This window comes from Geobacter pickeringii, from assembly GCF_000817955.1.
In the GTDB taxonomy this organism is placed as follows: domain Bacteria; phylum Desulfobacterota; class Desulfuromonadia; order Geobacterales; family Geobacteraceae; genus Geobacter; species Geobacter pickeringii.
The window spans coordinates 1,214,311-1,227,628 of record NZ_CP009788.1; the positions used below are offsets into that span (position 1 = coordinate 1,214,311).

The 13,318-nt window shown below is 57.7% G+C and carries 12 protein-coding genes and 1 riboswitch; all 12 genes read left to right on the top strand.

All coding sequences use genetic code 11. The features are described from left to right. Window positions 1-23: 23 nt before the first annotated feature. Window positions 24-1,628 (top strand): sensor histidine kinase, encoded by a 1,605-nt coding sequence (locus tag GPICK_RS18105; RefSeq protein WP_039741169.1) that lies wholly within the window; start codon window positions 24-26, stop codon window positions 1,626-1,628. Then, window positions 1,618-2,982, top strand: a complete 1,365-nt coding sequence (locus tag GPICK_RS05480; RefSeq protein WP_039741171.1) for a sigma-54-dependent transcriptional regulator — start codon at window positions 1,618-1,620, stop codon at window positions 2,980-2,982. The genes GPICK_RS18105 and GPICK_RS05480 overlap by 11 nt, the downstream gene beginning before the upstream one ends. Before the next feature lie 93 nt (window positions 2,983-3,075). Continuing rightward, window positions 3,076-3,675 carry a pilus assembly FimT family protein gene (locus GPICK_RS05485; protein WP_039741173.1) on the top strand — a complete coding sequence of 200 codons (600 nt, stop codon included), beginning with the start codon at window positions 3,076-3,078 and terminating at the stop codon, window positions 3,673-3,675. 200 nt (window positions 3,676-3,875) lie between these two features. Continuing rightward, window positions 3,876-4,295: a type IV pilus modification PilV family protein gene (locus GPICK_RS16595; RefSeq protein ID WP_052263307.1), complete on the top strand. Its 420-nt coding sequence runs from the start codon at window positions 3,876-3,878 to the stop codon at window positions 4,293-4,295. Continuing rightward, entirely contained in the window at window positions 4,292-5,227 is a 936-nt protein-coding gene (locus GPICK_RS05495) for a PilW family protein (RefSeq protein ID WP_039741175.1), read from the top strand. Before GPICK_RS16595 ends, GPICK_RS05495 begins: the two co-directional genes overlap by 4 nt. Window positions 5,228-5,235: 8 nt before the next feature. Beyond that, window positions 5,236-5,814, top strand: coding sequence for a PilX N-terminal domain-containing pilus assembly protein (locus tag GPICK_RS05500; protein WP_039741177.1), 579 nt, complete (start codon window positions 5,236-5,238; stop codon window positions 5,812-5,814). A gap of 31 nt (window positions 5,815-5,845) precedes the next feature. Further along, window positions 5,846-9,265, top strand: coding sequence for a pilus assembly protein (locus tag GPICK_RS05505; RefSeq protein ID WP_039741179.1), 3,420 nt, complete (start codon window positions 5,846-5,848; stop codon window positions 9,263-9,265). Between the two features lie 40 nt (window positions 9,266-9,305). Further along, on the top strand, window positions 9,306-10,205 hold the full coding sequence (locus GPICK_RS05510; RefSeq protein WP_144400047.1) for a putative Ig domain-containing protein: 900 nt from the start codon (window positions 9,306-9,308) through the stop codon (window positions 10,203-10,205). A gap of 14 nt (window positions 10,206-10,219) precedes the next feature. Next, window positions 10,220-10,756 (top strand): pilus assembly FimT family protein, encoded by a 537-nt coding sequence (locus tag GPICK_RS16860; RefSeq protein ID WP_084201349.1) that lies wholly within the window; start codon window positions 10,220-10,222, stop codon window positions 10,754-10,756. 357 nt (window positions 10,757-11,113) lie between these two features. After that, window positions 11,114-11,189, top strand: a riboswitch (cyclic di-GMP riboswitch). Between the two features lie 270 nt (window positions 11,190-11,459). Then, the gene (locus GPICK_RS05515) at window positions 11,460-11,660 is read left to right on the top strand and encodes a helix-turn-helix transcriptional regulator (protein ID WP_039741182.1); all 201 of its coding nucleotides are present in this window, start codon (window positions 11,460-11,462) and stop codon (window positions 11,658-11,660) included. A gap of 20 nt (window positions 11,661-11,680) precedes the next feature. Next, the gene (gene pilM / locus GPICK_RS05520; protein WP_039741183.1) at window positions 11,681-12,736 is read left to right on the top strand and encodes a type IV pilus biogenesis protein PilM; all 1,056 of its coding nucleotides are present in this window, start codon (window positions 11,681-11,683) and stop codon (window positions 12,734-12,736) included. Beyond that, window positions 12,730-13,302, top strand: coding sequence for a PilN domain-containing protein (locus GPICK_RS05525; protein ID WP_039741184.1), 573 nt, complete (start codon window positions 12,730-12,732; stop codon window positions 13,300-13,302). The genes pilM and GPICK_RS05525 overlap by 7 nt, the downstream gene beginning before the upstream one ends. Window positions 13,303-13,318 lie beyond the last annotated feature (16 nt).

Genomic DNA, 13,318 nt, shown 5'->3' on the forward strand with positions numbered 1-13,318 from the left:
CCGGCCGTCCAGGGAGGCCCGTCATGAAGCAGTTCCGCTTCAGTCTCGGTTTCCTCATCCTCTCGTCGCTCTCGTTCCTCCTGATCCTCACCTGGGTTCTGCTGAGCCTCATCTCCTTCCGGACCGCCGAAAATGACATCCTGCAGCAGAAGGGGGAGAAGGCGCGGCTGCTCCTCTCCTCCTTCGTCACTCTTCTTCCCCCCTCCCTCGCCGATACGCCGGCGTCTTCCGCCGCCGTTTTAGCCCGACGGCTCGCCGGGGAGAAGGAATTCATCGGCATCCTCGTGGTGGGAAAGGACGGTGCGCCATTGTTCGCCCTGGGCGAGGCAGGGGGAGGGGACGGGAGGTTGCGCGAGCTCCTTGCCGGCGGCGGTGTGGTTTCCGTCACCGAAGATAAGGGGCGTCTGAGCGGCTACGCCCCGGTGATGCGGGACGGTGCGGTGGCCGGTGCCGCGCGGCTGGTCCTCTCACTAGCTGGGGAGAAGCGGCTCCTCGGTCAGTCGCGGCATCTCTTTCTCGCCTATTTCGTCCTGGACTTCGTTCTCCTCCTGGCCGTTGGCTCGCTCCTTCTCTCCCGTTTCATCGTGGCTCCGGTCCGCAGGCTCCTTGCCGCCACGGAGCGGTTGCGGGCCGGCGACTTCTCGCACCGGGCCGTGGTTCCGGGGGGGCGCGAGATTGCCGAACTGGCCGAATCGTTCAATGCCATGGTGGTGGAGTTGCGGCAGCGGCGGGAGGAGGCCGATCGTTACGTTGCAACCCTGGAACGGGCGAACCGTGAGCTTCAGGTGGCCCGGGAGGAGACGATCCGCTCCGAGAAAATGGCATCGGTGGGGCTTCTTGCCGCTGGCACTGCCCATGAGGTCGGCACCCCCCTGGCGGCGATCATGGGATACGCCGCACTGCTGCGGGAGGAGCTCTCCGGCGACGCGGAAAAAGAGGACTACCTGCGCCGGATCGTCCAGGATGCGGAACGGATCGACCGCATTGTCCGCGATCTCCTCGACTTTGCCCGGCCGGTCACCGCCCCCGACCAGGAGATCGACGTGGCACCTCTCATCGCATCAACCGTGGAGATGCTTTCCCGGCAGGGGCTCTTCAAGCAGGTGGAGGTCTCGGTGGAGACCCCCGAAGGGCTCCCCCGCCCTGCGGTGGAGCCGGGCCGGTTTCAGCAGGTGCTGATCAATCTCATCATCAACGCCCGCGACGCCATGGCCGGCGGGGGGCGGCTGGAGATCCGCGCGCTGGCGGGGATGTTTACCCCGCTCCCCGAGCTCCCTCTGCCGGCGGCTCCGCCGGCAGTCGGCGGCCGGCGCAAGGGCGATTTCGGCGGTGCGTTCCGGACCCCCTTTGCGGTGGGGGGGGCGGAAATCCGTTGCGTGCGGGTTGAAGTGGCGGATACGGGGGAGGGGATTCCGGCGGAGTGGCTGGCGCGGATCTTCGACCCCTTCTTCACCACCAAGGAGCCGGGGAGGGGGACGGGGCTCGGCCTCGCCATTTCGGCGCGGATTATCGACTCATTTGGGGGAAGGATCACGGTGGAAAGCACCCCAGGACAGGGCTCGCGGTTCATCGTCTGGCTTCCGGCTCCGCCGGAGCTGCAACCCCACGGAGAGCAGGATGACGAATAGACGCGTACTCGTCGTGGACGATGAAGAGAACCTGAGGCACATGCTTCGGGTCATGCTCCGCCGGAGCGGCTACGACGTGGACGAGGCGGCGGACGGCGCGGACGCCCTTGTTCTCGCCCGGCGGGCGCCCTACGATTTCATCCTCTGCGATATCAGGATGCCGGTCCTCGACGGCCCCGGTTTTCTCCGCGCGGCCCGCGAGGAGGGGCTTCCCTGCACGGTCGTCATGATGTCGGCCTATGGGACCATCGACACGGCGATCTCGTGCATGAAGGAGGGAGCATACGACTACATCTCCAAGCCGTTCAAAAACGACGAGATCCTCCTGGTATTGAGAAAGGCCGAGGAGCGTGAGCGGCTGAAGAGCGAGAACCGGCGACTGCGTCATGAGGTGGCGCGGGAGTATTCCTTCGGAAACATCGTCAGTCGCAGCGCCCGGATGCGGGAAGTCTTCCGGCTCATCGAGAAGGTTGCCGCCGTCAAGAGCAGCATCCTGATCCTCGGCGAATCGGGGACCGGCAAGGAACTGGTGGCGCGGGCCATCCACTATAACGGCGTCCGCCGCGCCGGCCCATTCGTCGCCGTGAACTGCGGAGCGATCCCCGAGAACTTGCTGGAGTCAGAGTTGTTCGGGCACGTGCGCGGCGCGTTCACCGATGCCATTGCCGACCGGCGGGGGCTCTTCGAGGAGGCCCACGGTGGCACCCTCTTTCTGGACGAAATCGGAGAGATGCCTCTCTCACTGCAGGTGAAGCTCTTGCGCGTGCTGCAGGAAGGGGAGGTGAGGCGGCTGGGAGGGGCAAAACCGGTGCAGGTCGATGTGCGGGTCGTGTCGGCCACGGCGAAGGATCTCCCGGCGGAGGTGGCTGCCGGCAGGTTCCGGGAAGACCTCTATTTTCGCCTCAACGTCCTGAGCATCGCGCTCCCGCCGCTGCGGGAGCGGATGGAGGATGTGCCGTTCCTGGTTACTCATTTTGTGGGCAAGCACGGGGAAGAACTCGGGAGGCGGGATGCGAAAGTAGCTCCCGAGGCGCTGAAACTTCTGATGGGGTACGATTGGCCCGGCAACGTCCGGGAGTTGGAAAACTGCATCGAGAGAGGGCTCGTTCTCAGCGAGGGGGGGATTGTTGGCATCGAATCCCTTCCCCCCGTGGTGCGGAGAGGAGGGGCTGCCCCGCTTTCGGGGCTGCCCACCGACGCTCTTTCCCTTAAAAAGGCGGAAGAGCTGCTGGAGCGTGAATACATCCGCCGCGCCCTCGACACAACCGATGGGAACCGGACCCATGCGGCGCGCCTTCTCGAGATCAGTCATCGGGCGTTGCTCTACAAGATCAAGGAGTACGGGATAGAATAGTGTATAATTTTTAATAAAATAATTGCAATGAGATTAAGGCTGTGCAAGTATTGCACGGCCTTTTTAATTTTCGCGTACAGGGAGGTGCGGGGAATGGGTGGTGACCGAGAAGTCTGTGTTTCGTCCTCCGGCAGGAAGAGAGGGCAGTCAAGGGGGTTTACGCTCCTGGAGTTGCTGATTGTCGTTGCGATCATCTGCGTGATCAGCGCGATTGCGGCTCCGGCATTCAGCGATTATTACGGGGAGCTCTGCCTCAAATCCACTATGAGGGAGATCGGCGAGATGATCAAAGAGGCGAGATCGTTGAGCATCGCAGACCACCCCTATGCCGTCTGCTTCAATACGGACAAAAAAACGATCTCCCTCGTCTCTTCGAAAGGCGAAGATGAAAAGTGGAACACTGACGATGACCCGGTTGTCCGCTCCATCAGCCTTGTCAGAAAGGGGGGAGGCCTTCAGTTCGGCACCGGCGGCCATGGCCCCTATGAGAAAGGGCGGGCCAATCCGGCGGACGGGGTCGCCTTTCCGAACTGCAACAGCTTCATCTGTGATACGGGGCTGACCGGCAACGACGGTACCGTTTACATTCATTCGTCGGGGACGGGAACCGCCATGGCGCTTACGGTCAACTCGGAAAAATTCAGCTATACCTTGCATCGGTGGGATGGGAATAGATGGCGCCGATGTAGTTGACGGTTTTCGCGGTTACTGTTAAATGGCTATGCATATTTTGCATAGCCATTTGTTTTGCGGGCATCGTGGATTGAGGAGACGGCGGATGCTTGCGCCCCCTGTTTGCCTTGGTCCGCATTTTGCTTTCAATGGACGCAGGGATTATACGTTGTACGCATTCCTTTCCGGGAGTCTGGTGTCCATGTCTTGGAGGCCCCACCGTGGATAGTAACATATCTCAGCATGACAACCAACGGGGGTTTACCCTCGTTGAACTGCTCGTGTCGTTGACCATCCTGTCGATTGGTCTGTTTGCGGTTGCCAATATGCAGGTCGTTGCGCTCAAGGCCAACACGATGGCGAATAGCCTTTCCGTGGCGACGACCCTTGCCCAGGAAGCCCTGGAGGACATCATGTCGACTGATTCGGGAAGCCCCCTGTTCAGCAGTTCGGCGACGGGGGTCTATGATCTCGACCCGAACTCCGCGGCGACATCGCTGACCGTTCCCGGAGCCGGTACCTTCACCGCCACCTACACCATAACAACCTCGACCCCTTCCAGCGGCATGGTCCGGGTCGATGTCGAAGTCGTCGGGGGGGGGAGAGACGTGAAAATGACCTGCTACAAGAGGGTGATATGAGACGGGATCGGGTGCAGGATACCCGGGGGATGACCCTGGTCGAGTTGCTGGTGGTTGTTGTCGTTCTCGGCATTGTCATGGGATCGGTGTATTCCGTCTATCTGACTCACCAGAAGGTTGCGTACTCGTCGGAGGAAGTGGTCGAGGTGCAGCAGAATCTCAGGATCGCGATGGACAGCATCACGCGGGATCTGCAGATGGGGGGGATGATGGTCCCTTCCTCGGGGACCCAGACAACGGCATTGACAAGTTCCTACGGAAACTACACGTCGGCCATTTCCTACGGCGGCAGTACGGCCATCACCTATGGAAACTACTCCACGGCAATTTCCATCAACACGGCCTCGGCCGAAGGGGTGTATGCACGCATCACCTCTGCGCCAGCGCTGGTCAGTGGTACCACCTACACGGTTGCTCTTGAATCGGCAAATGCCGTGGATGGATTCAGCGTCAATGACAGTGTCAGGATCTTCAGACCCTCTTCCCTGGCACAGCCTCTGGATGGGGTCTTTGCCGTGACGGCAGTGAACCGGGGCGCCTCTACGGTGACCCTGTCGGGCATTGCCACCAACAATTTCGTCTTGGGCGACATCATTGCCAAAACCACTTCTGATGGACGCAATCCGAACATGATTGAATATTACCTGGTCAATGGGGGGGCCACCATCGACGGATTTAGCTGTCCTGCCACCCAGCGGTGCCTCGTTCGTTCAGCCAACAAGGTGAAGGAGATCATTGCGACGAATATCGCGTCGCTTCGCTTCCATTATCTCACCAATGCATCTCCACCCGAGGATACGGTCCCCTCTGACGTGAGTGCCGTCCGGGCCGTGCGGGTGACGATAACGGGCCAGACCTCGGATACGGCCCAGCTTTCCGGAGCCAAGACACGGCAGATGGAGTCGGTTGTCAAATTCAGGAACAGGAGATAGAACGGGCGATGAGCGACGCGATTCCTGACATACATGGGGGGGGCAGCGGCACGTCGCGGGGCGTGACGGTGGTCGGCAACGAGGAAGGGATTGTTCTCATCATCGTGCTCGTGATCCTGCTACTTCTGAGCATTCTGGGGGCAAGCATCCTCTCGACGTCGACCTCCGAGCTGCGCATAACCGGCACCTATCGCACAGTCGAAGATACTTTCTATGCCACCGATGCCGCCATGGAGTTTGCCCAGACCAGCAGCATCATCTATTCTGCGCTGATTCCGGGGAGCAGTGACCACTGGCCGGCTGCGGGAAGCGGCACCATACTGGATGCCCAGGGCAACAGTACGGGGAATCCAAGTTCGGATAGGAATTATAATGAGATGCCGATCAACGGCAAAACGGTGAAGGTGAAGGTGGATTATGCCTCCACCGGCCCGGTTCCGGCCGGTTTCGGCACGGAGTCGGATTCGGGGCTCGGGGCCGGCAGCGGCTTCAAGGCGAACTTCTACGTAGTGGAAGTAATCGGCCAGGGGACAAATAGTACGCAGGTCGGACTTGAGTCGACGGTGGCCAGAATCGTGCCGAAGTAACCGGAGCGGGTCTTTGGGGGAGGCGAAATCAATGAAACGACTGATTCTTGTCGGCATGACGGTATGGTTTTTCGCATTCGCGGGGACGGGGCGTGCCGCCCAGGACCTCTACCTTGGCGACAACGCCATTTACAGCGGGGACACGGTTAAAATCCGTCCGAACGTTCTATTCATCATAGACAACAGCGCGGGGATGATCCAGACGGGACAGACCGTCCCCTACCATCCGGAATATACCTATTCCGGCACCTATGTCGCCAACACCGTCTACGTGCGGACTGCGGCCACCGGCGGCACCATCAACTACAATTCGTACATCAGTCCGCTCTCTTCCGTCACCTGCGCCGCGGCAAGCAGCAATCTCCAGTCCACCGGCGCCTACTATGGCACTCTGAAAAAGGACGGTACGTGCAACGCGGCCCAGGCCGGCAACTACTACACGGGGAACCTCCTCAACTACATGAACCAGACCCCCGCCGCCTGGTCGGCAAGCACCGCCTACCTGCTGGATAATGTCATTGCACCGGTCAACGCGAACGGCAATACGTACAAGTGCACCGTCGCCGGCACCTCGGGGGCGACCGAGCCGAACTGGTCCACCGCCGGCAATACGGTGATCGATGGCACCGTAACCTGGTCCCTGATACCCCCCACCGGCGACATCATAACCATGGTGAAGAACACCGTGGGCCAGGTGGCGGGGGCGGTGCGTGAGAGTGTCAATATCGGCCTCATGGTCTTTGGCAACAATAACCACGGGGGGCAGATTCTTGCCCCCGTCAGTGGGGTCGCCACGGGTGACACCACTGGCGCCGCGAATTTTTCCGCCTTTACCACGGCGCTGAACGGGATCACGCTCCTCAACGGCAACCTGCAACCGGTGAACGAGACCCTCTGGGATGCGGGGCTCTATTACAAGGGGCAGAACAGTTCCACGGCGAAGATCTCCAGCGACAAGGCCCCCTACCCGTCACCCATCCAGTATGCCTGCCAACAGAGCTACGTCATCGTCCTTACCACTGGTAACTCCGACAGCAACTCGCAAACCAAGCTGCTGATCTCCGACCTGAACAACGACGGCACTGCCGGACTGGTGGATGATGCGGCGATCTATATCTACAATGACGACCACAGCAGTACCCTGCCCGGGGTCCAGGCTGTCAAGACCGACGTCATCCAGCTTCTCACGTCGACGGTGCCGCGGCTCCAGGCTGCTGCGGCCCTCGGCCATGGCAGTTATTTTAACGTCCGGACCGCTAACGAACTGACGGCGGCCCTCCTGGAGCTGATGAGCAACATTGTGACCCAGACCGACACCTCCTTCGTGGCACCGGTTGTGCCGGTTAGCCCCGAAAACCGCACCTACAGCGGAACGAGGGTCTACATGGGCTTTTTCAAGCCGATCACCCAGCAGAACTGGCACGGAAACCTCAAAAAGTACGGAATTACCAACAACATCCTGACGGACAAGAACGGCAATGCCGCCACCGATTCCACCGGCGCGTTCCTCTCCACCGCCACCTCTTTCTGGACCGCCACGGCGGACGGAGGATCAGTCGAAGCGGGAGGGGCGGGAGGGGCGCTCCTCACCAGGATCGCCACCCGGAATATCTATACCTACCTGGGGAGCAATGCCAGTCTGATCGATGCCAGTAACGCGTTTACCACCGGCAATGCCGCCCTCACCGCTGCCATGCTCAACGTCGGTACCGTCGCCGACCGCAGCAATGCCATCAATTACGTCTACGGGCAGGATGCCTACGACGAAAACGGCAACGGAAACACGACGGAGAATCGCTCGTGGATCATGGGGGACATCCTCCATTCCCGGCCGGTCGTTGTCAATTACGCGTCATATGTGTTCTCGGCGGGGAACGAGAGCAACTGCAGCGTCAACAAGACCATGATTTATGTGGGGTCCAATGACGGAATGCTCCATGCTTTCAAGGATTGCGACGGGAGCGAGGCGTGGGCCTTCGTCCCTCCCGACGTGCTGGGGCATCTGAAGGATATGCCGGGTCCCGCCCATAACTATTACGTCGATTCCACTCCGGCGATATACCTGTATGACGCCAACGGCAACGGCACGATCGACACGGGTGACAAGGTCGTGCTGATGATCGGGCAGCGTCGCGGGGGGGGGAACGACAGCGCGGCGACGACAGGAAATTATTACGCCCTCGATGTGAGCGATCCGGCGTCGCCCAAATGGATGTGGCGTATCAGCAATGCGACGACCGGCTTCTCCGAACTGGGGGAGACGTGGGGTGAACCGAAACTGGTCAGGATGAAAATCGGGACGGCCTCGAAAATTGTGGCGTTTGTTGGTGCTGGCTACGACAACGGCAATGAGGACAGCCGCTACGGGGCCACCCAGACCTTCAGCGGAACAGGGACGGTGACCGCGACCGACATCGGGAGCGGGGTGGTTACCAGCACCGGGAGCGCCAGTGCGCTCAATCCCAAGGGGCGGGGGATCTTTGCGATCGAAGTCGCCACGCTCAACTCCGGGGTGCCGGATTTCACCAACAGCGGCACGAAGATCTGGCAGATGACCAATGCCGAGAATGTGGCCATGATCTATTCGTTCCCAGGAGAGATCACCTCTCTGGATATGGATAATGATGGGTTTACGGACCGTCTCTACGCCGGCGACACGGGGGGAAACATCTGGCGCTTCGACGTGGGGGACTCCAATACGGCGAACTGGACCGGCCGAAAGATCTTCAGTTCAAACCCCGGGTCGGACGGATTGTCCGACAACGGCCGGAAGATCTTCTATAAGCCGTCGGCGGTCATCGAGACGGGGTATACGATGCTCTTCTTCGGCACGGGAGACCGCGAGCACCCCCTGAACCGAGGCGTTGTCGACCGGATTTACTCCATCAAGGATCAGGGGCAGACGTCGGCGAAGACCGAGAGCGATCTCGTCGACGTGACCACTGACCTCCTGCAGAGCGCGACAGCGACCAGTGCCTCGATCAGCGGCATCCTTTCGAGTCTCAGTGCGAGCACGAATTACGGTTGGTATATCAAGTTGAACCAGAACCCGGGTGAAAAAGTTCTGGCACCTCCGGTCGTGTTCAACAAGGCTGCCTACTTTACCACCTATGCCCCGAACGTCGGTGTTGTTTCGGATCCCTGCAATCCCGGCAACCTGGGGACGGCGCGGATATACGCCCTCAATTACCAAACGGGTGAGGCCGTTCTGAATTACGACACATCGAACGACGGCACGACAACCAATGCACGGGCCAATGGTGGAAGCGGACAGGTGCTGATGCGCAGCGACCGGGTCAAGACCCTGGGGACAGGGATCCCTTCGGGGATCGTGATCCTGATCACCTCCAGCGGCGAACAGCGGGCCCTGATCGGAGTCGGCGGGGTTATCGCCAATGAAACTCCCAAGAAGGGGGGGAGTGTCGTCCCTCTCTATTGGCGGAGAAAATAGGTCGGAGTGGCGGCCGGCCGCTCCGCGAATTTGGTGATTCATGAACTTCAGGCTGTATAAACTTCTTGCGACCCTTGCACTCTGCGGTTCGACTCTTCTCGCGGCATGCAATGGAGGAGAGCGGGGCCCGACCCGTTCGATGGCCGGGACATGGAGATTGTTCGAGCATGGCTCAAGCGTCAGAATCGTGCCGGAGAATCCCACCTCGGCGGATGACCTGCGAACAATCATCACCGGAGGAGGGAACGTTACCTTCCGGTGGGAGAAGAACGGCTTGCCCGTCGCGGGGGAAGAGGGTCCCTCGTTATCACGGAAATTTTTCGTCCGCGGGGACACCGTTGCGGTCCGGTCGACCATAAACGGAGCGGCTCGCACCGCGTTGGTCGTAATTGGCAACAGCCCTCCCCGTGTCGAGTCGGTGGTCTTCAGTCCCCCGTATATTTGCCGGGGAACGGATATCACGGCAAAGCCCGCTGCCTTCGATGTCGATGGCGACGAGATTCGTTTCTCTTACCGATGGAGGATTAACGGACGCGAGGTTTCCGACAACTCGGAAACTCTGCGTGGAGACCGTTTTAAGGCCGGCGACAAGGTAGGATTGACGGTTGTTCCTACAGACGGGCGGGATGAGGGAAAGCCGTACATTACCCAGCAAGTGACCATTCCTGATGGACTGCCGGTGTTCGTCTCGACACCGCCGCCGGATTTCAGGGGACATACCTATGTCTACAGTGCAAGAGCGGTAGACCCTGATGGCGGAGCGCTGAAATATTCTCTCGTTGCAGCCCCCCCGGGAATGACCATCAACGAATCTACGGGTGAAGTGCTCTGGCCGGTCACGGAAAAAGGTGCGCTCACCCAGGTCGTGGAGGTCGAGGCTGTCACTGCCACCGGTTTGAGGGCAAGGCAAAAATTCACTATTAACGCGACGGTGCCTTGAAGGGGTTGAGCTTTATGAACGGGATAAATTTGGGTGTTAAAAAAAATATCAATGGTTTCACCTTGACAGAAGTCATAGTGGTGACTGCAATAATAGCGATAGTTGCCAGTATTGCGGCTCCATCAATAATTTATTGGCAACGTAATTTGAAGGCAAAACAGGCAGCAAGAAGCATTGTTTCGACGATACGTGAAGCCAGAGAGAGAGCAATTTCCACAAACACACAATATTCTGTTCAAGTCACGCCATCGAGTAACGAATACGTTATGAAGCGGGGGAACCGGAGATACAATACACCGTTCTCTAATTTTTCAACGGTTACGGGTTACGATTTTGTGATTGATCAGAGTACCCTGATCAGAGGGGGAGATTGTATCTCGATGAATAACCTTTATGTACAGGCCAATCCCAATGGCTCGTTGACCCTGAACACCCCGGATATGACGACCACTGTTTCGAATGCCATGCTCTGTGTGTCAAGTAGTTCGGGTTCTGAAAGGTATGCCATTACAGTCCTGAAGTCGGGTTTGGTGAGAATGCAGAAGCAATAGCGCTCCTTCCTTGGATATCATCGGGTCGCTGACTGGAATGTCCCGTGCGAAATCGCTTGGAAGTGTTGACGGATTTTGTCAACGAGACGGTCTGTTGACGTTCTCCCGGGAATCGGGACGGGTTTGGAGCCCTGATCGGTAAGGAGAGAGCCATCGGTCTTGTGGGTGGGATAGGGAGGAGTACGAGGCCAACCTTGAGATGGGCCAGTATTTAGGGGGTGGAGGCAGGAATTAATAACCTTCGCATTATCCGTAAATAGACTTTTCTGGGATGTGGTGGGTAATGGAGTAGTTTTTGCACACAATTTCGGTGAGGTCCATCTGTGGATGAGCCGTTTCCCGACAATACAAAATTGATATCGATAATACTAAACCACCTGCGAGGGTGGGGCGGAAAGCCCACGGGTCTCCCCGAGACAGCCGGGTTGCCGAAATATCGCATGAAGATATGAGGCCCCGGCTGTTGTCGTTCGTACCGGTATCATGGCCGGTTGATTTGTTCGGTAATCCGGGCTGTTGCGAGGTCGATTCTCCCATGGACAGATTATTTTCAAGTTTTTGGGGAGGGTGGACGATAAGGAGAGAAAGTAACCAAATTGCATTTAATTGTGATCAATATGTATCAACTGATACTAATTTCTTGACATTCCATTTAATTTTAGTACATTTCGCCGTAAACTACCTGTTTTTTCGGGATTGTGTCATGAAATTCAAGAATAATGTGAAGTTGATCAGGGAACAACGGCTCATGAGCAAGGCAGAGTTGGCTCGTCTTGCCGGTGTCTCTCCAGCCACGATCGATAGAATCGAGCGCGGAGAAGAGTGCCGGATGGAAACCAAGCGAAAGATTATTCTTGCTCTCGGGTTTGCCTTGGCGGAGAAAGACATGGTTTTTCAAGACTAACTGCGCTAACGGGGAACGGTATGTTTTTTAAGAAAAAGAAGGATCTCATCGGCGTCGACATTGGCTCGAGCTCCGTCAAGCTCGTACAGTTGAGGGAACAAAAAGGAGTCTATCAGCTTCTTAATGTGGGTATTTTGCCGCTTCCGCCCGAAGCGATCGTTGACAATACCCTGATGGACAGCTCCTCCATTGTCGAATCGGTCAAAAGCCTTGTCAAAAGTCTCACTATCAAGGTGAAGGACGTGGCGTGCTCCATCTCCGGAAATACGGTCATTATCCGGAAAATAAAACTTCCCGCCATGTCTGCCGATGAACTGGAGGATCAGATCCAGTGGGAGGCTGAACAGTATATTCCCTTCGACATCAACGACGTCAATATTGACTTCCAGATACTTGAAGCCGATGAGGACGATCCTTCCCGGATGGACGTGCTTCTTGTGGCGAGCAAGAAAGATATCATCAACGACTATGTGAATGTGTTTACCGAGGCCGGACTCAAGCTGATGGTGGTTGATGTTGACTCATTTGCCGTTCAGAATGCCTTTGAACTGAATTATGAGGTCAATTCGGAAGAGGTGGTGGCCCTCATTAACATAGGTGCCAGCGTCTTGAACCTTAACATCGTGAAGGGCGGGGTTTCGTTGTTTACCCGTGATGTGCAGATGGGGGGAAACCTCTTTACCGAGGAGATCCAGAAACAGCTCGGTCTCAGCAGCGATGAAGCCGAACTGGTGAAGATCACTGGCAATTATCCTGACAAGGGACGGTTGCAGGACGTCATAGCCAAGGTCAACGAAACCCTTGCCATTGAGATGCGACGGTCTCTCGATTTCTACAACACCACCGCGGGAGAAGGGAAGATAGGCACAGTATATCTGAGTGGTGGCGCGGCCAAAATTCCATCTCTTGCCGCCGCCGTCCAGAACAAGCTCGGCTTGCCGGTAGAAATGATGAATCCGCTTCGGAAGATTGTCAGTAATGAGAAGGAATTCGATCCTGAATATCTTCGGGAGATCGGGCCGTTCGTTGCCGTCGCCGTTGGCCTGGCCACAAGGAGGGTTGGAGACAAATGGTAAAGATCAACCTTCTCCCCGTAAGACTGTCCAAGAAGAAGGAAACAGTTAAGCAGCAGATGCTTATCCTTCTTGTTTCTGTCGTGCTTGTCCTGGTCGCCGGACTCGGCCTGTTTGGCTACGCCCAGGCGCGAATCAAGGCGACGAAAGACGAGATCTCCCAAGCCGAAAAAAATCTGGAGCAATTGAAGGTGAAGATCGGCGAGTTGGAGAACATCAAGAAACTGAAAGATGCCGTTACCAAGAAACTCGATGTCCTTGGCCAGCTTCGCAAGGGGAAGACCGGGCCGGTGAAGAGACTGGCGGTCATCAGCGATTCCACCCCGGACAAGCTCTGGCTCACCAAGTATGCCGAAAGCGGTCCGAACGTCTCCATTGGGGGGATTGCCGTTGATGAGGGCCTGATAGCAACGTTCATGAGGAATCTCCAGACTTCTGAAGAATTCGGTAACGTGGAACTTGTCGTCTCGGAGCAGACTGAGCTCAGTGGCGTGAAGGCCAAACGTTTCGAGCTCACCTGCACCCTCAAGTCATACAAGATAGAAGAACCGGCGCCACAGAAAAAATAGCCTGGCTGAGGACTTC